Here is a 24,866-nt window from a genome sequence, read left to right as displayed (position 1 = left end):
TGATCACTCTAGGGCCCGCAGCCGGAAGCGCTGCAGCTTGCCGGTCGGCGTCCGGGGGAGCGCGTCCAGGAACACCACCTCGCGCGGGCACTTGTACGGGGCGAGTTCGGCCTTCACATGGTCGCGCAGCAGCCCGGCCGTGGCCTCGCCCGCCACCACGCCCTCGCGCAGCACGCAGTAGGCGACGACCACCTGGCCGCGCGCCTCGTCGGGGCGGCCGATCACGGCGGTCTCCACCACGTCCGGGTGGCGCAGCAGGGCGTCCTCGACCTCGGGGCCCGCGATGTTGTAGCCGGCCGAGATGATCATGTCGTCGGCGCGGGCCACATAGCGGAAGTAGCCGTCGGGCTCGCGTACATAGGTGTCGCCGGTGAGGTTCCAGCCTCCTTTGACGTACTCCGACTGGCGGGGGTCGGCCAGATAGCGGCAGCCGACCGGGCCGCGCACGGCGAGCAGGCCCGGCTCGCCGTCAACCACCGGTTGACCCTTGGCGTCCACTACGCGCGCGTGCCACCCCGGTACGGGCTTTCCGGTGGCGCCGGGTCTGATCTCGTCGTCCGCCGCCGAGATGAAGATGTGCAGCAGTTCGGTGGCGCCGATGCCGTTGATGATGCGCAGCCCGGTCCGCTCCCGCCAGGCGCGCCAGGTCGCGGCGGGCAGGTTCTCGCCGGCCGACACACAGCGCCGCAGTGCCCCCACGTCGTATCCGTCGAGCTCGTCCAGCATCGCCCGGTAGGCGGTCGGCGCGGTGAACAGGACGGAGACCCGGTGGCGGGCGAGCGCGGGCAACAGTTGCTTGGGACCGGCCTGTTCGAGCAGCAGCGACGAGGCGCCCGCCCGCATCGGGAAGACGACGAGACCACCGAGTCCGAAGGTGAAGCCGAGTGGCGGGCTGCCCGCGAAGACGTCGTCGGGCTCGGGCCGCAGCACATGGCGGGCGAAGGTGTCCGCGATGGCCAGTACGTCCCGGTGGAAGTGCATGCACCCTTTGGGGCGGCCGGTGGTGCCCGAGGTGAAGGCGATCAGGGCGACGTCGTCCGCCGCCGTCGCCACGGCCGTATAGGGGACGTCGGCCGCGCGCGCGTCGGCGAGCCGCAGCAGATCGTCGGCACTGTCACCCCCGTAGGGGGTGACGTGAAGGCCCGGCACGGCGGCCCGCTCCAGGTCCGCGAGCGAGCGCGCGTCGCACAGGGCGTGCTCGATCCGGGCGATCTCGCAGATGGTGGCCAGCTCGTGCGCCCGCTGTTGGGCCAGTACGGTCACGGCCACCGCACCCGTCTTCATCACCGCGAGCCAGCAGGCGGCAAGCCAGGGCGTGGTCGGCCCGCGCAGCAGCACCCGGTTGCCGGGGACCACGCCGAGGCTGGAGGTGAGGGTGTGGGCGATCCGGTCGACCCGGCCGCGCAGCTCCCCGTACGTCCACAGATCGCCCTCGGCGGTGCGGAAGACGGGCCGGTCCGCGCCGAACCGCTCGATCGTGCGGTCCAGGAGCTCGGCGCCGCAGTTGAGCCGCTCGGGATAGCGCAGCTCGGGGAGGTCGAAGACCAGTTCCGGCCACTGATCGGCGGGCGGCAGATGGTCGCGGGAAAACGTGTCGGCATGCGCTGAGGTCTTCAGCTCCATACGGGATCGCCCCCTTGTCGCATCTGGAGCGTATCGTTTGGATGACGACAGTCAACGGTTCGCGATAAGAGTGGGGTAGTGGGAACACTCGCGGTCAGAGCGGGGCAGACGGCGGGACCACAGCGAGACTGGACGCGAGACGAGAGGGGCCGCCATGCCCGCATTCGCGCTGGAGCCGGAACAGCTGGAGTGGTGCGCACGGCTGCGCGCCACGGCCGAGGAGCGGCTCCGCCCCCTCGCCGACAAGGGTGACCCGGGGCGCGTCAACCGGCCACTCGTCGCCGCCCTCGGCGAGCTGGGTCTGCTGGAGCGGCTGTTCACCTCCGGCGCGCTCGGCCTGTGTCTGATGCGCGAGTCACTGGCGTACGCGTGCACCGAGGCCGAGACCGCGCTCGCCCTCCAGGGGCTCGGCGCCCACCCTGTGGCCGCGCACGGCACCGAGGCGCAGCGCGCCCGCTGGCTGCCCGAGGTCACCAGCGGCCGGGCCGTCGCCGCCTTCGCGCTGAGCGAGCCGGACGCGGGCTCCGATGCCGCCGCTCTCGCCCTCAAGGCCGAGCCGGACGGCGGCGGTTGGCGTCTGAGCGGGGAGAAGCGCTGGATCTCGAATGCGCCCGAGGCGGATTTCTGCACGGTGTTCGCCCGGACGACGGACGGGGCCGGGGCGCGCGGCGTCACCGCCTTCCTGGTCCCCGCCGACCGGCCCGGGCTCGGCGGCGCCGCCCTCGACATGCTCTCGCCGCACCCGATCGGGGCGCTCACCTTCGACGGGGTGCCGGTCGGCGGGGACGACGTCCTCGGCGAGCCCGACCGGGGATTCAGGGTCGCGATGGGCACGCTGAACCTGTTCCGGCCGAGCGTCGGCGCGTTCGCGGTCGGCATGGCGCAGGCCGCGCTGGACGCGACCGTCGCGCACACCGCGCGCCGCACCGCGTTCGGCGGCCCGCTCAAGGACCTCCAGGCGGTCGCGCACCAGGTCGCCGAGATGGCGACGCGCACGGAGGCGGCGCGGATGCTGGTGTACGGGGCGGCGGCCGCGTACGACCGGGGCGCGGCGGAGGTCCCCAAGTACGCGGCGATGGCGAAGCTGCTCGCCACGGAGACCGCGCAGTACGTCGTCGACGCGGCCGTCCAGCTGCACGGCGCGCGGGCGCTGCAACGCGGCCATCTGCTCGAACACCTCTACCGGGAGGTGCGCGCGCCCCGCATCTACGAGGGCGCGACCGAGGTGCAGCGCACGATCATCGCGAAGGAGCTGTACCGATGAGCCGTCACCGGGTGAACAAGGAGTCGTACCGATGAGCCTCCACCGGGTGAACCCCGCCGAACTCTCCCCGCCCACCGGCTTCAGCCACGCCGTCACCGCGACCGGGAGCCGGCTGGTCTTCCTCGCCGGGCAGACCGCGCTCGACGCGGACGGCAAGGTGGTCGGCGAGACGCTGTCCGAGCAGTTCCGGACCGCGCTCACCAACCTCCTGGCCGCCCTGGCCGCCGCCGGCGGCACCCCCGCCGACCTGGCCCGGGTCACCGTGTACGCCACGGACGTCGCCGAGTACCGCGCCCGGGCCCATGAACTCGGCCGCGTCTGGCGCCGGTTGGCCGGGCGCGACTACCCGGCGATGGCCGTGATCGGGGTCGTACGGCTCTGGGACGAGCAGGCGATGGTGGAACTGGACGGGTTCGCGATGCTGGAGTGAATGCCTCGGCCGAGGCATGACGACCGCCCCGACCCGCACCCGAGCCGGAGGCTCGCGCCCCAACACGGCTCGCGCTCCAGCCGCACCCGCACGCAACTCCAGCCCCGCGCCCACCCCCGTCACCCCTCCAACAACGTCCCCATCCACTCCTCGATCCCCGCCACCGTGCGCGGCAGCGCGCCCGACATCAGGCGGGCGCCGTCCGCCGTGATGACCAGGTCGTCCTCGATGCGGACGCCCATGCCGCGCAGTTCGGCGGGGAGCGTCTCGTCGTCGGGCTGGAGGTAGAGGCCCGGCTCGACGGTGAGCACCTGGCCCTCCTCCAGGACGCCGTCCAGATACGTCTCCGTACGCGCCTTGGCGCAGTCGTGGACGTCGAGGCCGAGCATATGGCCGCTGCTGCACAGCGTGTAGCGCCGGTGCAGATCGCCGTCCGGGCTCTTGAGGACGCCCCACTCGGTCAGCCCCTCCGCGATCACCCGCATCCCCGCGCGGTGGAAGTCGCGGAAGCTCGCGCCGGGCCGCAGCGCCGCCATGCCCGCCTCCTGGGCGGCGAGCACGAGTTCGTACACCTGGCGCTGCACGGGGGAGAAGCGGCCGGAGAGGGGGAGGGTGCGGGTGATGTCGGCGGTGTAGAGGGTGTCGGTCTCCACGCCCGCGTCGAGCAGCAGCAGGCGGGACGGGTCCAGCGGGCCGTCGTTGCGGATCCAGTGCAGCACGCACGCGTGGGCGCCGGACGCGACGATCGTGTCGTACCCCGTGCCGTTGCCCTCGGCACGCGCGCGTAGCCCGAAGACGCCCTCCAGCCAGCGCTCACCGCGCGCGTGGGCGAAGGCCTTCGGCAGCGCGCGGACGACGTCCTCGAATCCGTCGGTGGTGTAGTCGACCGCGAGTTGCAGCTGCTCGACCTCCCATACGTCCTTGACCAGGCGCAACTCGGAGAGCGCGGCCGCGAGTTCGGGGTCGGTGGCCGCATTGCGGCCGGCTGGGCCGAGGTCGTCGAGGTGGGCGCAGCGCAGCCCGGTGAGGCGTTCGGTCTCGGCGAGGTCGGGGCGGCGGCCGACCCAGAACTCGCCGTAGCGCCGGTCGCGGTAGAACTCGTCGCTGACGCCGTCGCGCGGGGAGCGCGGGCGCAGATACAGCACCGCCTCATGGCCGTGCGGCCCGGACGGCTCCAGGACCAGGACGTGGCCCACCTGGTCCTCGCCGGTCAGGCCGGTCAGCCAGGCGTACGCGCTGTGCGGTCTGAAGCGGTGGTCGCAGTCGTTGGCGCGGACCTTCAACTCGCCCGCCGGAACGATCAGCCGCTCCCCGGGGAAGCGGGCGGACAGCCGTGCGCGGCGGGCCGGGGTGACGGCGAACCCCGCCACGCGTGCGTCGGCCGGCAGCGGCGAGGGCGCCCAGTCGGCGGCCATGAAGGCGGCCAACTCCGGGGAAACAGGCAGGTCATGGCTGCCGGTGTTCGGGTTGGCCGGGGTGTTGGGGCGGGCCGGTGTCGCGGTCATCAGCGGCTCCCTGGAGTAACGGGCGGGGAAAGGAGTGGTGCACAGGGGTTGTCAGTGCAATTTCACATTACTATGTTACAGCTCACGTTACGGCTCGTCAGTCCCCAAGTGCCGTATGAGCTCCGGAATTTCACGCGGCACGGCCTGACCGCACCATCGCTGCGAGCCGCAGCGCCGCATTCCTCGCACCGCAGCACCACCCCCACTCCACCTCCCACACAGGAGACTTCGGTGTCCCAGCTGTCCCAGCTCAGATCCGCGCGCAAGCCCCTGCTCTCCGCCGCCGTCGCGGCGACGCTGCTCGTCACCGCCGGGCAGTTCGCCCCGGGCGCCCACGCACAGCCGAACACCGCCAGGGCGGACGTCTCCCGGGCGCTGCCCGCCGCCCTCGCCGGGCGCACCGCCCCCTCCGCAGGCCAGGGGGCCAACCCGTTCGACGAGGTGCAGCACCTCGGCAAGGCCGTCCCGCAGAAGGCCAAGCCGCTGCCCGCCCCGGGCGGCCTCAAGGACGGCCGCGTCGCGGGCCCGCAGACCAAGGCGGCCGCACCGACCCGGACCCCCCTGCGCGCGGCCGGAGTCGCCTGCACCCTCGACGGCATCACCGGTCTGTCCCCGCAGGGCCTCGCCGACTTCCTCACCGACCCGGCCGTCACCGCCGACGGCTGTCTGCGCGGCCTCATCTGGACCTGGGACGGGCGCCTGGCGCCGGTCATGTCGCGGGCCCACGTCCAGGCCGTCGCCAACCGCGCCGCGAGCCTCGCCGCCACCCACGACGGCAAGAACAGCAGCCACCTCCTGGAGCTGTTCACCTACCTGCACGCGGTCGCGTACCAGGACTTCTCGCACGACGAGATCGACATCTCCGACGCGCCCACGCTCTCGGCGATACGCCAGGCCGTCGACGCCCTCGGCTCCGCCGCGCACACCTTCGACGTCACCTCGACGAACGCCCAGACCCTGCGCGAGGCGCTGTACGCGGCGAGCGCGCCCGGGCTGCGCCAGTACCAACTGCCGCTGATCCAGAAGGTCCTGGCGACCATGGCCCCCGGAGCCACCACCGCCACCAACGCGGACTGGGCCGGTCCCGTGCTCGCCGCGCTCTCGGTGAACTACCTGGGCATCTACCCGGGCAACAAGGACACCGCGTTCCAGACCGCCGCGGCCGCCGACCCCGCCTACCGCGCCGCCTTCCGCGCCTTCTCCGGCTACACCCACCTCAAGGGCACGGCCAACGAGTGGGTGCCGCGCGACGCGCTGTCGGAGTACGGCCGGTTCGGCCAGATCGACTCGCTCAAGAGCCGGATCGTCCCCGACCTCGGCGCGCTGCTGCCCGCCGCCGAGAAGAGCTTCGGCAAGATGAGCGCGCCCTGGATCTCGCTCGCCACCTGGCTCAACTTCTACGGCGACTGCGCCACCTTCAACGTGTGCAAGGACCAGGTCGAGAACCAGCTCTTCACCCACACGTACAGCTACGACAACGGCGCCATCCAGGTCCGCACCGCGCTCGACCGGGCCACCGTCGACCAGCTGTACTACGCGAGCAAGCAGGTCAAGACGCAGTTCTTCCGGGTGCTCGGCACCGACAAGCCGCTCGCGGGCGACACCAACAGCACGCTCCACATCCACCTGTACGCCTCGCGCGCCGACTACGAGGTCTACCAGCCGTTCCTCACCGGCTACTCGACCGCCAACGGCGGTATGTACATCGAGGACGGCGCCACCTTCTACACCTATCAGCGCCGGGTCCCGCAGGACTCCTCGCTCACCCTCGAAGAGCTCTTCCGGCACGAGTACACGCACTACCTCAACGGCCGCTGGGCGGTGCCCGGGCTGTTCGGCCAGGGCGCCTGGTTCACCGGCGACCGCACCACCGCGATGGACGAGGGAACCGCCGAGTTCTTCGACGGCGGCACCCGCGACGACGGCATAGCCGTGCGCAAGTCGCTGGTGAAGGGCGTCATCGCCGACACCGCGAACGGCGGCCCGCGCATGAGCGTCGAGCAGCTGCTGCACGCCACGTACGACGGCGACGGCTTCCGCTTCTACAACTACGCGGGCACCTTCTTCGAGTTCCTGTGGAACGAACACCCGTCGCAGCTGCGGGAGATGTACGGCTATGAGCGCGCCGACGACCCCAAGGGCTTCGACGCCTGGCGCGAGCGGATGGGCCACGACGCGGAGATCCAGGCGGAGTACAACAAGTTCCTGGACGAGCAGATAGCCAAGGTGGACACGCTCTACGTGCCCGACACGAAGTACACCCCCAACGCCAAGCTCCGGTACTCCAAGGTGTCCGACGTGCGCAAGGCGTTCGCCAAGGCCACCTACAGCAACCCCGACTGCGTCGACAACGGCGACCCGGGCAAGCACCGCTTCATCTGTACGGGGAAGATCACCGCTCGCCTGGGCGACGCGAACGACGCCGACCAGGTCTTCGAGGACATGTCCGAGACCGTCGACTACTTCCTCCTCGACCGGGCGGGGGACGCGGCCAACAACTTCGCCGACATGAACTGCTCCTTCGGGACCGTCGACATCTGGGCCAACAAGCAGGGCGGCACGTCCACTTACCACTGCGAGGGCCCGCTGCGCAGCTGACGCCGTGACCCCAAGGGCCGGGGTGACACCGACCGCTCCGGCCCTTGGCCGCGCCAGAAGAATGTGACATATTACTGTGGTGCCCAAGAGACACCCCCTGGACGCCGTGATCGTCGGCGCCGGAGTCGTCGGGGCGGCCTGCGCGTACTACGCCAGTCGCTCGGGACTCGGTGTCGCCGTGGTCGACCGTGCTCCTGTCGCGGGCGGCACCACGGGTGCGGGGGAAGGCCATCTGCTCGTCTCCGACAAGGAGCCGGGTCCCGAGCTCGACCTCGCGCTGCTGTCCACCCGACTCTGGCGCGACCTCGCCCACGTCCTCCCACCGGAGACGCAGTACGAACGCAGGGGCGGTCTCGTCGTGGCGCCCGACGAGGCCGCTCTCGCGGCGCTGCGCGCCTTGGCCGCCCGGCAGCGCGAAGCGGGCGTGGACGCACGCGAGATCACTACCGACCGCATGTACGACCTGGAGCCGTATCTGGCCCCGGACCTCGCGGGCGCCGTCCACTACCCGCAGGACGCCCAGGTCGCCCCGGACCAGGCGGCGGCCCAACTCCTGCGTGCGGCACGCCATTTCGGCGCGGACATCAGACTCGGCGAGGAGGCCGAGGAGGTCCTTCTCGGCCCGGGCGGCCGGGTGCGCGGGGTGCGCACCGCGCAGGGCGACCTGTCGGCCCCGGCCGTCGTCAACGCCGCCGGAATCCGGGGCGGCGAGTTCGCCGCGCTCGCCGGCACCGGCCTCCCCGTACACCCCCGGCGCGGCTTCGCCCTGGTCACCGAACCGCTGCCGCGTGTCGTACGGCAGCGGGTGTACTGCGCATCAGGGGCGACGGTGGTCGAGGCGACGGCCTCGGGCCGGGTCCTCATCGGTGCCACCCACTGCGAACGGCCCCTGTCCGTGGAGGGGTTGCACCGGCTGTCCGGCCGGGCCGCCGCGCTCTTCCCGTTCCTCGCGGGGGTGCGCACCATCCGTACGTACCGGGGTTCCTGGCCCTGTCTGCCGGACCGGCTGCCCGCGATCGGCCCGGACCCACGGGTGCCGGGGCTGCTGCACGCCTGCGGTCACGAGGGCGCGGGCATCGGGCTCGCGCCGGGCACCGGCCTCCTTGTCGCCTCGGCGCTGCGGGGCCAGAGACCCGCCCTCGACCTGCGGCCGTTCCGGCCCGACCGCTTCGCGCGCGTGGACGTCGACGGGCTGCCCGCCTCCGCGAGCTGAGCGCGCCCGGGAAGTAACGGGGAGCGGTGTCCGATGACCCCCGTACGGCCCTTGTGGCCGCCGTAGAAGCTTCAGTAAAATGTCACACACCACACGAGGGAGTCATCGATGACGTCTGCCCAGACCGCCGAGTCCGCCCGCTCGTCCGCCGCCCGGCTGCCCTGGCGCGGGATCATGGTCGCCACCGCCCTGCCGCTGCGCGAGGACCTGTCCGTCGACTACGACGCCTACGCGGCGCATGTGCGCTGGCTGATCGACAACGGCTGCGACGGCGTCGTCCCCAACGGCTCCCTCGGCGAGTACCAGACGCTCGGCGACGAGGAGCGCGCCCGCGTCGTCGAGGTGGCGATCGAGGCGGCGGGCGACGGCGACCGGGTGATGCCCGGGGTCGCCGCGTACGGCAGCGCCGAGGCGCGCCGCTGGGCCGACCACGCCGCCGAGGCGGGCGCGGGCTCGGTCCTGCTGCTCCCGCCGAACTCCTACCGCGCCGACGAGCCGGCCGTCCGCGCCCACTACGCCGAGGTCGCCCGGGCCGGGCTGCCGGTGGTGGCGTACAACAACCCGTACGACACCAAGGTCGATCTCACCCCCGCGCTGCTCGCGCAGCTGCACCGCGACGGCACCATCGTGGCGGTGAAGGAGTTCAGCGGAGATGTGCGCCGGGCGTACGAGATCGCCGAACTCGCGCCGGAGCTCGACCTGTTGGTCGGGGCCGACGACGTGCTCCTCGAACTCGCCCTCGCGGGCGCGGTCGGCTGGGTCGCCGGGTACCCCAACGCGCTGCCCGGCTCCTGCGCCGCGCTCTACCGCGCCGCCGTCGCCGGTGACCTGGAGGCGGCGCTGCCGCTCTACAAGTCACTGCACCCGCTGCTGCGCTGGGACTCCAAGACCGAGTTCGTGCAGGCCATCAAGTTGTCGATGGACATCGCGGGACGGCCCGGCGGCCCGACCCGCCCGCCGCGCGCCGCGCTGACCGGCGAGCAGGAGTCGACCGTCCGCGCGGCCACCGAGAAGGCGCTGGCGGAGGGTCTTCGGTAGCCGCAGTTCCGTACTGTCGTAAAAGAAAGGGCACTTCATGCGTACGCGCCACGTCTACCACGCCGTCGACTCGCACACCGAGGGCATGCCGACCCGGGTCATCACCGGCGGGGTCGGCGTCATCCCCGGTGTCACCATGGCGGAACGCCGACTCCACTTCATCGAGCACATGGAGCATCTGCGCACCCTGCTGATGTACGAGCCGCGCGGCCACGCCTCGATGAGCGGCGCGATCCTCCAGCCGCCCACCCGGCCGGACGCCGACTACGGGGTCCTGTTCATCGAGGTCTCCGGGCTGCTGCCGATGTGCGGTCACGGCACCATCGGGGTGGCGACCGTGCTGGTCGAGACGGGCATGGTGGCGGTGACCGAGCCCGTCACCACGGTCCGGCTCGACACTCCGGCGGGTCTGGTGAGCGTGGACGTACGGGTCGAGGACGGCGAGGCGAAGTCGGTCACCTTCACCAACGTCCCCGCGTTCTGCCTCGGGCGCGACCGCAAGGTGGAGGTGCCCGGGTACGGCACGGTCACCTACGACATCGCGTACGGCGGCAACTTCTACGCCTTCGTGCAGCTCGACGACCTCGGCCTGCCCTTCGAGCGGGCCCGCAAGGACGATCTGCTCGCCGCAGGGCTCGCGATCATGGACGCCATCAACGCGACCGACCGGCCGGTGCACCCCGACAACCCAGGGATCGGCGGCGTCAAGCACGTCTATCTGACCGCTCCCGGCTCCGACGCCGTGCGCTCCCGGCACGCCATGGCGATCCACCCGGGCTGGTTCGACCGCTCCCCGTGCGGCACCGGCACCTCGGCCCGGATGGCCCAGCTGCACGCCCGGGGCGAGCTTCCGCTCCACCGTGACTTCGTCAACGAGTCCTTCATCGGTACGGAGTTCACCGGCAGGCTCGTCGACGAGACGACGGTCGGCGGCCTTGTGGCGGTGGTGCCGACGGTGACCGGACGGGCGTGGATCACCGGGACGGCCCAGTACTTCCTGGACCCGTCCGACCCGTTCCCGGCCGGATTCCTGCTGTGAGCCGGTCCGCGTCGCTGCCCTCGATCGACGCGGACGAGATCGTCCGCCTAATCGACCCCGCCGCGGCCGCCGAGGCGATCGCGGCGGTGCTGCGCGAGGGCTTCGACCCCGAGTCGGACCCGCCGCGCACCCATGTCCCGGTGCTCGCCGGACAGTTGCTGCTGATGCCCGCCGCATCAGGTGCGTACGCAGGGGTGAAGATCGCGGGCGTCGCCCCGGCCAATCCGGCGCACGGACTGCCCCGGATCACCGGCAGCTATCTGCTCCTCGACGGCACGACCCTGCTGCCGCTCGCCCTCCTCGACGGCGCGGCCCTCAGCACCCTGCGCACCCCGGCCGTCTCCGCCGTCGCCATCGAGCACCTGGCGGAGCCGGACGCGGAACGCCTGGTCCTGTTCGGCGCCGGCCCCCAGGCGTACGGGCATCTCCAAGCAGCCCTTTCTGTGCGGAAGTTGACCTCTCTCGTCGTGGTGGCCCGGCGCGCGGAGGCCGTCGACGCGCTGGTGGCGTACGCCCGTACGCTCGGCGTCGAGGCGCGCGGCGGCACCCCCGCCGATGTCGCCGACGCGGACCTCGTCATCTGCTGCACCACCGCGCGCGAGCCGCTGTTCGACGGGGCGCTGGTGGGGGAGCGGGCCACCGTGGTCGCGGTCGGCTCGCACGAGGCGGACGCCCGCGAGACGGACTCGACCCTTGTACGGCGCTCGGCGGTGTACGTGGAGTCGCGGGCGGCGGCCCTGCGCGAGGCGGGCGATCTGCTCGTGCCGCTCGCCGAGGGGGTGATCGGGCCGGACCATATGGCGGGCACGCTCGCCGAACTCGTCACCGGCCGCATCTCACCGCCGCCGGATCGTCCCCGGCTCTTCAAAAGCGTGGGCATGGCCTGGGAGGATCTGGCCGTGGCGGCGGCAGTGCACCGTGCGCTCTGAGACCCGGCAGAGCAACGTGACATTGTACGCTGAGCCTCCGCGGATTCACGGAGGAAGTGCCATGGGCGACCTGAAACAGCGCAATCTCATCACCGCGCAGGAACGCCTGCGCGACCAGGTCGCCCACGCCCTGCGCGCGGCCCTGGTCGCCGGTGAACTGCGGCCCGGCTCCGTGTACTCCGCGCCCGGACTCGCCGCCGACTTCGGCATCTCGGCGACCCCCGTGCGCGAGGCGATGCTCGACCTCGCGCGCGAGGGCCTGGTCGAGCCCGTACGCAACAAGGGCTTTCGCATCACCGAGGTGAGCGAGCGCGACCTCGACCAGTACACCGAGCTGCGCGCGATGATCGAGGTGCCCACGGTCGGCAAGGTGACACAGCTGGCCACCGTGGAGCAGCTGGAGGAACTGCGGCCGGTCGCCGAGGAGATCGTCGCCCACGCGCGCGACCACAACCTCATCGGCTATCTGGACGCCGACCGCCGCTTCCACCTCCAGCTGCTCGGCCTCGCGGGCAACGAACGGCTGGTGGAGACCGTGGGCGATCTGCGCAAGCGCTCCCGCCTCTACGGCCTCACCCGGCTCGACGAGCGCGGCCAGCTGATCTCGTCCGCCGAGGAGCACATCGAGCTCCTGGACCTGATGGTGGCGGGCGACCACCAGGCGGCCGAGGAGTGCATGGCCCGCCACCTGAGCCATGTCCGCTCGCTGTGGGCCCAGGCCCGCGACGAGCCGGTGGAGCCGAGGCCGAAGCGCACGCTGGGCGGCCGCTGACCTGCGTACGAGTGGGCGGCGGCGCTTGATCGACTGGTGAGGCCAGGGGCCCGGGCTTAGGGTCGATAGGTGGACCGGACGGCCCCCGCCGTTCGTCCCGTTGTCCCCTCTGTCCTCGTACGAGGGCGGGTCCGCCATGACCAGTGCGCAGCCGACACCCACGACCCATACCGCCGCCCCCGGCGAAGGAGGCGACGGCAAGGGGATCGCACTGCTCGTCATCGCCTCGTGCCAGCTGATGGTGGTCCTCGACATCACCATCGTGAACATCGCGCTCCCGCACATCCAGCGCGCCCTGAACTTCTCCACCACCAGCCTGTCCTGGGTGGTCAGCGCCTATACGCTCACCTTCGGCGGGCTGCTGCTGCTCGGCGGGCGCACCGGTGACATCCTCGGCCGGCGCCGGGTCTTCATGTTCGGCGTGCTGCTCTTCGCCTTCGCGTCCCTGCTCGGCGGACTCTCCCAGAACAGCGGCGAACTGCTCGCCGCGCGCGCCCTCCAGGGCGTCGGTGGCTCCATCGCCTCGCCGACCGCGCTGGCCCTGATCACCACGACGTTCACCGAAGGCCCGGAACGCAACCGGGCGTTCGGCGTGTTCGCGGCGGTCTCCGCGGGCGGCGGCGCGATCGGTCTGCTGGCGGGCGGCATCCTCGTCGAATGGCTCGACTGGCGCTGGGTGTTCTTCGTCAATGTGCCCATCGCCCTGCTGATCGTGCTGGCCACGCCCCGGCACATCAAGGAGTCCGAACGCCACCCGGGCCACTTCGACATCGTCGGAGCACTGACCGCGACCCTGGGCATGGTCGCGCTGGTCTACGGCTTCATCCGGGCAGCTCAAGACGGCTGGCGCGACCCGTTCACGCTGGCGTCGTTCGGCGCCGCGGTGGTGCTGCTGGTCACGTTCGTGCTGGTGGAGCGGCGTTCGGAGCAGCCGATCACCCCGCTGCACATGTTCGCCGACCGCAACCGCGCGGGCACCTACGGGATGATGCTGAGCCTCGCCGCCGCGATCTTCGGCATGTTCTTCTTCCTCACGCTCTTCGTGCAGAACGTCCTCGGCTTCAGCCCGTTGCGTACGGGACTGGCCTTCCTGCCGATCAGCGCGGTGATCGCGGTGGGCGCGGGCATCGCCTCCCAACTGCTGCCGAAGTACGGGCCGAAACCGTTCATGGTGACCGGCTCGCTGCTGGCCGCGGCGGGACTGTCCTGGCTGACCCTCACCGACATCCACTCCACGTACGCGGGCAGCATCCTTGGCCCGATGCTGGTCTTCAGCCTCGGCATGGGCCTCAACTTCGTCTCGCTGACACTGATGGCCGTCTCGGGTGTGCCCGTGCACGAGACGGGTGCGGCGACCGGCATGCTCAACACCACTCAGCAGGTGGGCGGTTCGCTGGGCCTGTCCATCCTGGTCACGGTCTTCGGCACGGCCAGCCGCAACGAGGCGACCGACCAGATCCCGAAGTTCCTCGCCCAGGCCACCCCGGCCCAGCGCCTGGCGTTCGCGCGGACGCACCAGCTGCCGCGCCCGTGGAGCGACCAGGTGCTCGCCTCCGGTGTCTCCACGGCCTTCATCGTGGCGGCGATCTTCGCGGTCGTCGCCGCGCTCATCGCCCTGCTGGCCATCCAGGTCCGCCCCTCGGACCTGGCGCGCCTCCAAGGCGGAATGACCCCCGGCCCCTGAGGCCGCCCGGCGGGGACGATCTCAGGGGCCGGGGACCGGGAACCCGGCCGACCTTTCGGGACGCATCGGCATCACGCCAACCCCTCACGCCCGGACAGCTCCGTCGACTTCCGGCCAGCCAACCACGCCAGGCACTGTCAGCATCCCGACAAGATTGCCAACGCGGCGTGACGGAATTGTGCTGAGAGTACAAAGCGATGGTAAAAAAAACACGCCGACCGGAAAACCGTGATGGTCCTCTTCAAGCCACCGGTGCGGAAGTCCGGCGACGTCCGGAGCGGTGCGGGAACAAGCGACCGGAACCCCGGGATCCGGGGGGTGGTGCCCCGATCGGTACCCCACCCGGGCAGGGCTTCCCGCGCGGCCGATCATCGCCCTGGGCGAGGGTTTCGGCCAATGCAGGGGTACCCCCTACGTCGCTTCCGGGGCGGAGGGGTTCGGTCCGAGTAGGGGTACCCCCTAGTTTGACCGATCTGCTAGACATGGACTCACCGAAACGTGAGTACGTACGAAAGCGTTCGAGGGTTCCGAACGCTGCGACTGCGTCCTGGAACTTCACAGGAAGTTTTAGTCTGTTGATTGAACAGCAAAACAACAGCCGCTGGATCCGCCGCTATCACGCCTCGGACGCGAGTCCGATCAGGCTGGTCTGCCTGCCGCACGCCGGTGGATCGGCCCCCTTCTTCTTCCCCATGTCCCAGTCGCTGGCGCCGGCCGTGGACGTTCTGTCGGTGCAGTACCCGGGCAGGCAGGACCGCAGGGACGAGCCCGGGTTCACCGACCTCGGCGCCTTCGCCGATGCGCTGACCTCGGCGCTCCTGCCGTGGCTCGACCGGCCGACGGCGTTCTTCGGCCACAGCATGGGCGCGGCGCTGGCCTTCGAGGTCACGCGCAGGCTGGAGCGCGACCACGGGATCCAGCCCGTACGGGTCTTCGCGTCCGGGCGGCGGTCTCCGTCGAGCCATCGGCCCGAGACCGTCCATCTGCGCGACGACGACGGCATCGTGGCGGAAATGCGGGAACTGAGCGGAACCGATTCGAGGATCCTCGGTGACGAGGAAATCCTTCGTATGGTGCTGCCTGCCATCCGCACCGACTACACCGCGATCGAGAATTACCGTGCCGCGATCGAGGACACCGTGAAAACTCCCATCACGGTCATGACCGGGGAAGCCGACCCGAGGACCAGCCGGGAAGAGGCGGACGCCTGGGAGGCGCACACCACCGGTGGATTCGACATTCACCGTTTCCACGGCGGCCACTTCTTTTTGGCGAATCATCAGCCGGAGATACTGAAGATAGTTTCCGAAGAGCTCTCCAAGGCCGCCCGGAAGGGCTGACCAAAGGCCGCGGAAAGCCAGGGAAAACCGGTCGCTCGGTCTTTTTAGTACCCCGTACGGACGCCGGACCGGGCAGCCGTACGGGTCGAGGAGCAGGTGGGCCGCGGTGACGGCCCGGCGGGGCATTCGGGGTGCCAGTGCACTGCTCATGGACCGGGGATGTGTAAAGCGCGGGCCGAGGACCCTCGAAAAGTCTTCGGAAGTCATACAGCTCGGGGGAAAGGACGTCCGTCGGTGACGGCAAGGCTGGTCGAGCGTGAGAAGCAGTTCGGCACACTCAATGAATTGCTCGGCAGCGCGATGCGCGGCCGGGGGCGGGTCGCCGTCATCAGTGGTCCGGTCGCCAGTGGGAAAACGAGCCTGCTGGAAAGCTTCACGGAAGAGGCGATCGCCGCGGGCGCGCTGGTCCTCGAAGCCGCGGGCTCCCGGGCGGAGGGCTATCTTCCCTTTGGAATTCTGCGCAGGATCCTTGACAACGTTGCCCCGTTGTCGCCGGAGATCCACGACCACGTGGCCGCACTGCTCGACGGTGTCCTGGCCGAGGCGACCGATGCCGAGGGTGCGCTTGAGGCGGGCATGCGGATCATGCCGAGTGTCTCCACCGCGCTGCTGCGGGTCGCCCGGGACCGCACCGTCGTCATCGCCGTCGACGACGTCCACCACGGCGACGAGCTCTCCCTCCACTTCCTGCTGTGCCTGGCCCGCCGGGTGCGGCAGGCGGGCGTACTGATCGTTCTCACCGAGGCCGTCCGGCTGCGGCCCGCGCAACTCGCCTTCCACGCCGAGCTCCAGCGCCAGCCCAACTGCACCAGCCTCCGGCTGCCGCTGCTCACCGCGCACGGTGCGGCCCGCGTGCTCGGCGACCGCTTCTCGCCGTCGACGGCGCAGCGGCTGTCCGCCGAGTGCCTGGAAACCACCGGCGGCAACCCGTTGCTGGTGCGGGCGCTCCTGGAGGACGGGCTCACGGCGCTCGGCGACAGCGAACCGTTCCAGCGGCTCGTCCCCGCCGAGACCTACGGGCAGGCCGTACTCGACTGCCTGCACCGCGGCGACCCCGAACTGCTCACGGTCGCCCGGGGAATCGCCGTACTCGGCGACTCCGGCTCCGCCCTCCTGCTCAGCCGGATCGTCGGCCTGCACGTCAAGGCCACCGAACAGGCCGTCCAGGACCTCAACCGGTGCGGGGTCCTGCACGACCGGGCCTTCCGTGACCCGGCGGCGCGCACCGCCGTCCTCGAAGCGGTCCCGGCCACCGCGCTGTCGGCCCTGCACCTGCGCGCCGCGAAGCTGCTGCACCAGGAGGGAGCGCCCGCCCTCGTCGTGGCCCGCCACCTCCTGGCCGTCCGCAGGAACGTCGAGGACTGGGCGATCCCCGTGCTCCAGGAGGCGGCCGAGTACGCCCTTGTCGACGACAATCACGAACTCGCCCTGCGCTGCGGCGAACTCGCCGTCGCCTCCTGCCCCGAGGGGCCCCGGCACGCCGCTCTGAAGTCCCGCCTGGTCAGCATCGCGTGGCGCAGCTGCCCGGCCGCCGCGGAAGGTCATCTGCGCCAGCTCTCGCGCGAACTCGCCGTCGGCGGGCTCTCCGACCGCGACCTCGTCCAGGCCGTGTCCCTGCTGGTGTGGGCGGGGGAGGCGCGTACGGCCGGGGAGGCCCTCCTGCGGCTGCGGCAGGACGAGCGGAGCCCGTCGTACTCACCGTCCGCGCTCGTGGCCGCGCAGAGCTGGCTGACGATGGTCAGCCCGCCCCTCAGCGCCCTGTTCGAGGCCTTCGACGTGCCGGGGACGCTGTCCGCGGGCGCGGCCGGTGCGAGCGGGACGGCCTTCGCCACCGCCGGTGCGCCGACCGCCTCCGTGCTCGCCGTCCCTTACGACATGGCCGACAACGCCTACGTCCAGTCCGCCGCCGCCGTGCGCAGCGCCCTGCGCGGCGACCGGGCCGGGGCGGAGGCCGCCGTCCGCGGCGCCATCGGGGTCCTCCAGCGCTTCCACCTCAACGACGGCACCCTCCAGCCGCTCGTCTTCGCACTGCTGGCCCTCGTCTACGCCGGGCGCCTCGACATCGCCCTCGCCTGGTGCGAGCGGCTGCTGGACGAGTGCGCCGCCCGCAACGCGCCGACCTGGCAGGCCGCCCTCGGTGTCGTGCGGGCCGAGATCGCGCTGCGCCGGGGCGACCTGCCCGGCGCGGCGAGCCAGGCCCGGCAGGCCATGGACCGGATCTCGACGCAGAGCTGGGGCGTGGGAGTCGCGCTGCCGCTCGCCATCCGGATCGAGGCCGCGCTGCACATGGGCAACCACGAGGAGGCCATGGCACTGCTCGAACAGCCCGTTCCCGAGGCGATGTTCGACACCCTCCCGGGGCTGCAGTACCTCCGGGCCCGCGGTCGCTGCCACCTTGCCACCGGCCGTTACCACGCCGCCCTGCGCGACTTCCTGATCTGCGGCGAGCTGATGCAGTCGTGGGACATGGACGCCGTGCGGCTGCTGCCCTGGCGCCTGGACGCCGCCGAAGCCTGGCTGGCCCTGGGCAAACCCGAGCGCGCCCGCGAGTACGTCGAGGAGCAGACGCGGCGCGAGGGGGGCGACGTGGGCAACCGCCCGCACGGCTCCCTGCTGCTCCTGCTCGCCCGTACCGGGGGCGACCTCAAGTACCGGCTCAAGCGGCTCACCGAGGCGGTGGAGACACTGGAGGAGGGCGAGGACCGGCTGCAACTCGCCACCGCGCTGGGCGAGCTGGGGCGCGGCTATCGTGCGACCGGTGACTTCAACCGGGCCCGGATGCTGGTGCGCAGGGCGTGGCACATCGCCAAGTCCTGTGGCGCCGAACCGCTGTGCCAGCAGTTCATGCCGGGGCAGGGCGACGGCGAGCCGCCCGCTCAGGGCGGCCGGGAGGCGGAGCCCGCCAAGGAGACCGAGGTCCTCTCGGAGGCGGAGACCCGGGTGGCCCTCCTCGCGGCGCGCGGGCACACCAACCGTGAGATAGCGACCAAGCTGTACGTCACCGTCTCCACGGTCGAGCAGCATCTGACCCGGATCTACCGGAAACTGGCGGTCAAGCGGCGGCGCGATCTGCCCGCCAGGCTGTCGGACATGAGCCTGCCGGGCGTCGCCTGATACCAGGCTCTCAGCTCAGCAGACCCCGCTCCAGCGCGGTGATCACAGCGGCCGTCCGGTCCGAGACCGAGAGCTTCTTGAAGGACCGCAGCAGGTGGGTCTTCACCGTCGCCTCGCTGATGAACAGGCGCCGGCCGATGTCCGCGTTGGTCAGGCCCAGGCTGACCAACTGGAGCACCTCGCGTTCGCGGTCGGAGAGCGCGGGCGGCTCCACCACCCGGGCGCGGAAGAGCTTGGGGGCCAGTGACGGGGTCAGGACCGTCTCGCCGCGGGCCGCCGCCTTCACCGCGTTGACCAGGTCGTCGCGTGAGCTGCCCTTGAGCAGGTAGCCCGCCGCGCCCGCCTCCACGGCCCGCAGGATGTCGGTGTCGCTCTCGTACGTCGTCACGATCACGACCTTGGTGTCCGGGGACACGCGCAGCAGGTGACCCGTCGTCTCCACCCCGTCCATGCCGCCCATCCGCAGATCCAGCAGGACGATGTCGGGAGTGAGCTTGTCGACCATCGCGACCGCTTCCTCGCCCGAGCCCGCCTGTCCCACGACGCTCACGCCTTCGGCGGACTGGAGCATCGAGCTCAGCCCCTCGCGGACCACCGGGTGGTCGTCGACCAGCATCACGGTGATCTCCTTCCGGGGCGCTTCAGAATGCATCGGCTTCCTCTCCGTTCGCGGGCACCGGCACGGTGATCTTGATGGTGGTGCCCTTCCCGGGGCAGCTGTCCACGGTCACCACTCCGCTGATCTCCTGCGCGCGGGCCTGCATCCCGCGCAGCCCGAAGCCCTGCTGGTCCTCGGCGGCGGTGAAGCCGGGGCCGTCGTCGCGTACGAGCAGCCGCACGGTGTCCGGTGCGTACAGCAGCCGGATCTCGGCGGTGCGCGCGCCGCTCGCGTGCTTGCGGATGTTGGAGACGGCCTCCTGCAGGGAGCGCAGCAGGACGACGCTGAGCGCCATCGGCAGTTCCCGCTCGGGGCCCTCGACGGTGACGTCCGCGCGCATGCCGGTCTGGGCGGTCAGGCCCTCGGCCTGCCTGCGCGCCGCCTGCACCAGAGAGGACTCGCGCAGCGCCGGCGGGGTGAGCTCGGCGACGAACTCACGGGCCTCGGCGAGGCTTTCCCACGCCACGCGGCCCGCAAGACCCAGGTGCGACCTGGCTCGTTCCGGTTCGGCCGTGAAGTCGCTCTCCGCGGCCTGGATGAGGCTGATGATGCTGGTGAGCCCCTGGGCGAGGGTGTCGTGGATCTCCCGGGCCAGCCGCTCGCGCTCGGCGGACACCCCGGCCTCGCGCGAGAGCCGTGCGACGCGCTCGCGGTTGCGGTGCAGCTCCTCGATCAGCCCCGCCCGTTCCCGGCTCTGCCGGGTCACCCGGGTGATCCACAGCCCGAGCATGACCGACAGGGCGATGCCAAGCAGCGAGGTGGGCAGCACGGCCATGATCTCGCTGTCCAGCGTGCCCCCGTGCAGCCAGACCACGATGGCCGGCATCAGGTTGGCCAGCATGACCACGGGGATCGCCCGGGAGATCGCGAGGCTCATCATCAGCATCGGAACGACGGCGAACAGGGCGAACGACGCGGCCAGGTCGCCGAAGACGGCCACCGTGAACAGCAGGAAAAGGCCGATGGAGAAGACGGTGCCGGTGACGCTCTGTCCCTCGCCCTGCCGGCGCATCGCGGTACGCCCGAGGGCCGCGTACCAGGGCACGGCCACGGTCAGCGCCGCCATCGCGACGGCACGGTGGACCTGCTCACTCGCGGAGGTGAACAGCAGCATGGTGGTGACGGCGTAGGAGACGGCGAAGAAGGCGTCCCACAGGCCGAACCAGCGGTCACCCGCCTCAGGGGAAGGATCCAGGCCAACAGCTGTTTCGTCCGGCCGGTTTGCAGTGCTCACCGCACCAGTCCTATCACCACCGCGGCCGCTTCACGACGGCGGAGGTGCGGGGCGGAGGCGTACGCCGTGTCCACCGGTCGGTTGACAGCCGGTCCCACCGGTCAGTTGGCGCCACGGCCCCTGCCCCGCGCCTAGCGTTGAAGGCAGAGGAAAGGGGCGGCGCCCGGCGGCGCGGAGCCCCACCGCACCAGGAGCAACGACCAGCAGCGGCCGCACCGGATCAGCACCGACGGGCACTGCCGAGGGACAGGAAGAGGAAGAGGCCCGCCCCATGAGCCAGTTCTTGATCGCACTGATCGCCAGCGGAACGATTCTGATCATTATTCTCTCGACCGACCTCGGCACCCGCAAGGTCACCAACATGCGGGTGCTGCGCTCGATCCTCGCGGTCGTCATCGTCATCGCGGCCTTCGTGCACTCGCTGCCGCTCGACGGCAACGACCCCTCGCTCCAGCTGGCGGGCATCGGAGCCGGTGTCATCTCCGGTCTGATCGCCGCCGCGCTGCTCCCGGCCCACCGGAACTCCGCCGGCGAGATCGTCACCAAGGGCGGTATCGGCTACGCGCTGGTGTGGATCGTGCTGTCCGCCGGGCGGGTGGCCTTCGCCTACGGTTCGGAGCACTGGTTCGCCGACGGCATCATGCGTTTCAGCATCGACCAGAAGCTCAGCGGCCAGGACGTCTACTCCAACGCCTTCGTCTTCATGTCCCTGTCCATGGTGCTGACCCGGACCGCCGTGCTGCTCGCCAGGCGCCGCCGGCTGCTCGCCCAGGGCGCCCCGGCCGCCGGCAACACCGCTGCGGCCCAGGGAACTTCCGCCAGGACGCACTGAAGGGGCCGTCAGGTCCGGTCGGTGTGTGATCATCTCAAAGCTAGGGTGAAGCAGTGGAGCGCATGGATGATGTGAGGCTCAGGCCCCCCCGTAATCGTGTCGAAAGCCGGGCACTCGGCTGGTGGACGCTCCAGTCGGCGATGTTCGCCCTGCCCCTGCCGATCGTCTTCGGCGTGCTGTACCTCGCCATCCCGCCCGCTCGGCTCTTCTTCGGCTGGGCCTTCCTGATCTCGCTCGTACCGGGCCTCGCCTACATGGCGATCATGCCGGCCTGGCGCTACCGGGTGCACCGCTGGGAGACCACCGAGGACGCCGTCTACGCGGCATCCGGCTGGCTCTGGCAGCGCTGGCGGGTCGTACCGCTCTCCCGCGTCCAGACCGTGGACACCCTGCGGGGCCCGCTCCAGCAGCTCTTCGGCCTCTCCGGGATCACCGTCACCACCGCCTCCTCCTCCAGCGCCGTGAAGATCAAGGGCATCGACCACCGCACCGCGCAGGAAGTCGTCGAACACCTCACCAAGTGCACCCAGGCCACGCCGGGAGACGCGACATGAGCCAGTACACCGAGCGGCGGGAGACCACCGGCACCGGCCCCGTGGACGCCGCCGGGTGGAGCAGGCTCAGCCCCCGCCTGCTGGCGGTCAACCTCGGCATGCTGGGCGGGCCCGTCGCCCTCTTCGTCATCACCACCGTCCTGACCGGCGCCAACCTCCAGGCGCTCATCACCCTCGGCTCCCTGGTGATCACCTTCCTCGTGATCACCGGGATCAGCACGATGCGGCTGCTCACCACCCGCTACCGGGTCGACGGCGAACGCATCGAACTGCGCTCCGGGCTGCTCTTCCGCAGCCACCGCTCGGTCCCCGTCGACCGCATCCGGAGCATCGACCTCGACGCCAAGCCGGTGCACCGCATCTTCGGGCTGACCTCGCTGGCCATCGGCACCGGCGAGCAGGTCTCCTCCTCCAGCCGCAAGCTCTCGCTGGACGGCATCACCAGGCAGCAGGCATCGGAGCTGCGCCGGCAGCTGCTCGACCGGCGCGGCTCCGGCGCCGTCACCGGCCGGGACGAGGACACCACCATCGTGCAGATGGACTGGGCCTGGCTGCGGTACGCGCCCCTCACCGTCTGGGGCGTCGGCACCGTCTTCCTCGGCGTCGCCAGCGCCTACCGCACCCTGCACGAGATGAAGATCGACCCGCTCGACCTCTCCCTCGTCAAGGACATCGAGCACCGCTTCGGTTCCGTACCCCTGTGGTTCGGCGTCATCGTCACGATCGTGCTCACCGTCGTCGTGGGCGTCGCGGTCTCCACCGCCGCCTTCGTGGACTCCTGGGCGAACTTCCGCCTGGAGCGCGAGCAGGACGGTGTCTTCCGGGTCCGGCGCGGGCTGCTGATCTCCCGCTCGGTCACCATGGAGGAGCGCCGGCTGCGCGGCGTCGAGATCGTCGAACCGATGCTGCTGCGCTGGGCGGGCGGCGCCCGCCTCAACGCCATCGCCAGCGGCCTCGGCACCGACGAGGAGAACCGCAGCCGCCGCGCCCTGACCCCGCCCGTGCCCAGGGACGAGGCGCTGCGCGTCGCCGCCGACGTCCTCGCCGAGGCGGAGTCCCCCACCGAGACCACCAGGCTGACCGGGCACCCGCGCGCGGCCCGCCGCCGCCGCATCAACCGCGGTCTGATGGTCCTCGTGCCCGTCGTGGCGATCCTGCTGGGGCTGGGCCTGTGGCTGACCCCCATCCTGGTGCACGCCGCCTGGATCACGGCGCTCGCCGGACTGCCGATCGTCCTCGCCCTCGCCGACGACGCCTACCGCACCCTCGGGCACGGCATCCACGACCGCTACATCATCGTGCGCGCCGGAACGTTCGCCCACCGCACGGCGGCGCTCCAGCGCGACGGAGTCGTCGGCTGGAACATCACCCGCTCCTACTTCCAGCGCCGCAACGGACTGCTCACCCTGGGCGCCACCACCGCCGCGGGCGACGGCAGTTACAAGGTCCGCGACGTCTCCGTCGGCCACGGCCTCGTCTTCGCCGAGGAGGCCGTACCCGGGCTGCTGGCCCCCTTCGTCGAGCGGGTCCCCCGCAGCTGACGGACCACCGGGCCGGGCACACCACCCGGACCCGGTGCACCACACAAGACCAACTGGCGATCCCCCGAGAGGTGGAGGGGCGGCAACCCCCGTGCCGTCCCTCCACCTCGCACACCCGACCGCCTGGCGTACGGAACAGGGGCCGTTACCGGAGAACCCTCCGGTAACGGCCCCTTTCGTACGTCCCTGTGCGTGCCGGTCCGCGTCAGCGCCCGGCGGCCAGCTCCTCCAGGCGCGGCACCAGCGACGCCGGAGCGGGCATCGTGGCGATCTCCTCGCGCACCTCGCGCGCCACCGCCGACATCTTGTCGTCCGACAGCAGCTGCCCGAGCACCTCCGCGCTCAGATCGTCGGCCGTACCGAACAGGCCGTTGCCCCGGTCCCGTACCGCCTCGGCGTTGATGTAACGGTCCGCCCCGTCCGGCAGGACCAACTGCGGCACCCCTGCGTTGAGCGCCGCCAGCGTCGTCCCCGCACCGCCGTGGTGCACCGCCGCGTCACAGGTCTGGAGCAGCGCCGTCAGCGGCACCCAGCCCACGGCCCGCACATTGCCGGGAAGCGTGCCGAGCGCGGCGGTGTCGACCTCACCCAGCGCCAGCACGAACTCCGCGTCCACCTCGGAGGCGGCGGCCATCAGCCGCTGGACCGGGCCGAGGCCGTTGATGTGCACCGTCGCCGTACCCAGGGTGACCCCGATCCGGCGGCGCCGCGGCCGCTCCAGCAGCCAATCGGGCAGCACCGCACCGCTGTTGTACGGGACCGGGCGCATCGACCACCCGTCGCGCTCGGGCTCCACCATGCTCGGCGGCGCGATGTCGAGGACCGGAACCCGGTCGGGCACCTGCTCCACGCCGTGCCGGGCCATCGTCCCGGTCAGCATCGACAGCGTCAGCTCTCGCAGACCGGTCCCGCGCGCGAAGCCGAAGTTGTGCTGCACGGCCGGAACACCCAGCCGGGCGGCGGCGATCAGACCCGAGACGAAGATCTGCTCGAAGACGATCAGATCGGGCCGGAAGGCGTCGGCGGTCCGCACGATGCCGTCCGCCAGATGGTCGTTGAGGTGCTGGAAGAGCCGCAGCCCGTCCATCGGGTCCACGCCGTCGGGGCCCGGATCGCGCAGTCGTGACATCAGCTCACCGGCGGTCGACTGGAGGAAGTCCTCCAGCTGGAACCCCGGGGAGACATCCGCCACATGAAGACCGGCGTTGGCCGCCTCCAGCGCGTCACCCGCGCTGGCGACCAGTACCTCGTGGCCGGCCGAGCGCAGCGCCCAGGCCAGCGGAACTGTGGGGAAGACATGGCCAATGGCCGGATACGAGACGAAAAGCACGCGCATGGGGACGCGCTCCTATCGGGTGGCGGTAATTTTCCGGGCCGGAAATCCGTCAATTAATTGGCGTCGATATTCTTGCCATCACCGGCCCTCTCGGCGCATCCTGATGGAGTCGCGCACGCGGAGTCAAGGCGCTGGCCCGGCCTATTTATAGGGGGCCGTAGG

At 71.2% G+C, this 24,866-nt stretch carries 19 protein-coding genes; 14 read left to right on the top strand and 5 right to left on the bottom strand.

Annotated elements, in window-relative coordinates; translation table 11 throughout:
• Nucleotides 1-3: 3 nt before the first annotated feature.
• On the bottom strand, nt 4-1,623 hold the full coding sequence (locus tag ACT1U9_RS06195; RefSeq protein WP_444537367.1) for an AMP-binding protein: 1,620 nt from the start codon (nt 1,621-1,623) through the stop codon (nt 4-6).
• A gap of 154 nt (nt 1,624-1,777) precedes the next feature.
• Between ACT1U9_RS06195 and ACT1U9_RS06190 the strand changes: the two genes are divergently transcribed.
• Nucleotides 1,778-2,887, top strand: a complete 1,110-nt coding sequence (locus ACT1U9_RS06190) for an acyl-CoA dehydrogenase family protein (protein WP_444537366.1) — start codon at nt 1,778-1,780, stop codon at nt 2,885-2,887.
• Between the two features lie 31 nt (nt 2,888-2,918).
• On the top strand, nt 2,919-3,317 hold the full coding sequence (locus ACT1U9_RS06185; protein ID WP_444537365.1) for a RidA family protein: 399 nt from the start codon (nt 2,919-2,921) through the stop codon (nt 3,315-3,317).
• A 119-nt stretch (nt 3,318-3,436) separates the two neighbouring features.
• Here ACT1U9_RS06185 and ACT1U9_RS06180 read toward each other — a convergent pair whose 3' ends face one another.
• Nucleotides 3,437-4,822, bottom strand: coding sequence for an aminopeptidase P family protein (locus ACT1U9_RS06180; RefSeq protein WP_444537364.1), 1,386 nt, complete (start codon nt 4,820-4,822; stop codon nt 3,437-3,439).
• Nucleotides 4,823-5,062: 240 nt separating this feature from the next.
• Here ACT1U9_RS06180 and ACT1U9_RS06175 point away from each other — a divergent pair, with 240 nt between their 5' ends.
• The 9 genes from ACT1U9_RS06175 to ACT1U9_RS06135 all read left to right on the top strand — a co-directional run bounded on the left by ACT1U9_RS06175 (nt 5,063) and on the right by ACT1U9_RS06135 (nt 18,549).
• On the top strand, nt 5,063-7,420 hold the full coding sequence (locus ACT1U9_RS06175) for a collagenase (protein WP_444539023.1): 2,358 nt from the start codon (nt 5,063-5,065) through the stop codon (nt 7,418-7,420).
• Between the two features lie 79 nt (nt 7,421-7,499).
• Nucleotides 7,500-8,633 carry an NAD(P)/FAD-dependent oxidoreductase gene (locus tag ACT1U9_RS06170; RefSeq protein WP_444537363.1) on the top strand — a complete coding sequence of 378 codons (1,134 nt, stop codon included), beginning with the start codon at nt 7,500-7,502 and terminating at the stop codon, nt 8,631-8,633.
• Between the two features lie 108 nt (nt 8,634-8,741).
• Entirely contained in the window at nt 8,742-9,671 is a 930-nt protein-coding gene (locus tag ACT1U9_RS06165; protein ID WP_444537362.1) for a dihydrodipicolinate synthase family protein, read from the top strand.
• Nucleotides 9,672-9,708: 37 nt separating this feature from the next.
• The gene (locus tag ACT1U9_RS06160) at nt 9,709-10,710 is read left to right on the top strand and encodes a proline racemase family protein (protein WP_444537361.1); all 1,002 of its coding nucleotides are present in this window, start codon (nt 9,709-9,711) and stop codon (nt 10,708-10,710) included.
• Complete coding sequence (locus tag ACT1U9_RS06155) at nt 10,707-11,639, top strand: ornithine cyclodeaminase family protein (RefSeq protein WP_444537360.1); 933 nt, start codon at nt 10,707-10,709, stop codon at nt 11,637-11,639. Before ACT1U9_RS06160 ends, ACT1U9_RS06155 begins: the two co-directional genes overlap by 4 nt.
• A 61-nt stretch (nt 11,640-11,700) precedes the next feature.
• Nucleotides 11,701-12,411 carry a GntR family transcriptional regulator gene (locus ACT1U9_RS06150; RefSeq protein WP_188275368.1) on the top strand — a complete coding sequence of 237 codons (711 nt, stop codon included), beginning with the start codon at nt 11,701-11,703 and terminating at the stop codon, nt 12,409-12,411.
• 136 nt (nt 12,412-12,547) lie between these two features.
• Entirely contained in the window at nt 12,548-14,095 is a 1,548-nt protein-coding gene (locus ACT1U9_RS06145; protein ID WP_444537359.1) for an MFS transporter, read from the top strand.
• Between the two features lie 572 nt (nt 14,096-14,667).
• Nucleotides 14,668-15,435 carry a thioesterase II family protein gene (locus ACT1U9_RS06140; protein WP_444539022.1) on the top strand — a complete coding sequence of 256 codons (768 nt, stop codon included), beginning with the start codon at nt 14,668-14,670 and terminating at the stop codon, nt 15,433-15,435.
• A 234-nt stretch (nt 15,436-15,669) separates the two neighbouring features.
• Nucleotides 15,670-18,549 (top strand): AAA family ATPase, encoded by a 2,880-nt coding sequence (locus tag ACT1U9_RS06135; RefSeq protein WP_444537358.1) that lies wholly within the window; start codon nt 15,670-15,672, stop codon nt 18,547-18,549.
• A gap of 10 nt (nt 18,550-18,559) precedes the next feature.
• Here ACT1U9_RS06135 and ACT1U9_RS06130 read toward each other — a convergent pair whose 3' ends face one another.
• Complete coding sequence (locus tag ACT1U9_RS06130; RefSeq protein WP_444537357.1) at nt 18,560-19,201, bottom strand: response regulator; 642 nt, start codon at nt 19,199-19,201, stop codon at nt 18,560-18,562.
• Nucleotides 19,191-20,441, bottom strand: a complete 1,251-nt coding sequence (locus tag ACT1U9_RS06125; protein WP_444537356.1) for a sensor histidine kinase — start codon at nt 20,439-20,441, stop codon at nt 19,191-19,193. The genes ACT1U9_RS06130 and ACT1U9_RS06125 overlap by 11 nt, the downstream gene beginning before the upstream one ends.
• A 271-nt stretch (nt 20,442-20,712) precedes the next feature.
• Between ACT1U9_RS06125 and ACT1U9_RS06120 the strand changes: the two genes are divergently transcribed.
• The 3 genes from ACT1U9_RS06120 to ACT1U9_RS06110 all read left to right on the top strand — a co-directional run bounded on the left by ACT1U9_RS06120 (nt 20,713) and on the right by ACT1U9_RS06110 (nt 23,368).
• Nucleotides 20,713-21,273, top strand: coding sequence for a hypothetical protein (locus ACT1U9_RS06120; protein ID WP_444537355.1), 561 nt, complete (start codon nt 20,713-20,715; stop codon nt 21,271-21,273).
• A 140-nt stretch (nt 21,274-21,413) separates the two neighbouring features.
• Nucleotides 21,414-21,827, top strand: coding sequence for a PH domain-containing protein (locus ACT1U9_RS06115; RefSeq protein ID WP_444537354.1), 414 nt, complete (start codon nt 21,414-21,416; stop codon nt 21,825-21,827).
• Complete coding sequence (locus ACT1U9_RS06110) at nt 21,824-23,368, top strand: PH domain-containing protein (protein WP_444537353.1); 1,545 nt, start codon at nt 21,824-21,826, stop codon at nt 23,366-23,368. Before ACT1U9_RS06115 ends, ACT1U9_RS06110 begins: the two co-directional genes overlap by 4 nt.
• 205 nt (nt 23,369-23,573) lie before the next feature.
• Here the strand turns inward: ACT1U9_RS06110 and ACT1U9_RS06105 are convergent, their stop codons facing one another.
• A complete protein-coding gene (locus tag ACT1U9_RS06105) occupies nt 23,574-24,704 on the bottom strand; it encodes a nucleotide disphospho-sugar-binding domain-containing protein (RefSeq protein WP_444537352.1) in 1,131 nt (376 codons plus the stop codon).
• Nucleotides 24,705-24,866: the final 162 nt, after the last annotated feature.

The organism is Streptomyces sp. BR1 (assembly GCF_052373795.1).
GTDB lineage: Bacteria > Actinomycetota > Actinomycetes > Streptomycetales > Streptomycetaceae > Streptomyces.
The sequence above is the reverse complement of the archived record's forward strand: the minus strand, read 5'-3'. Positions and strand labels throughout refer to the sequence as shown.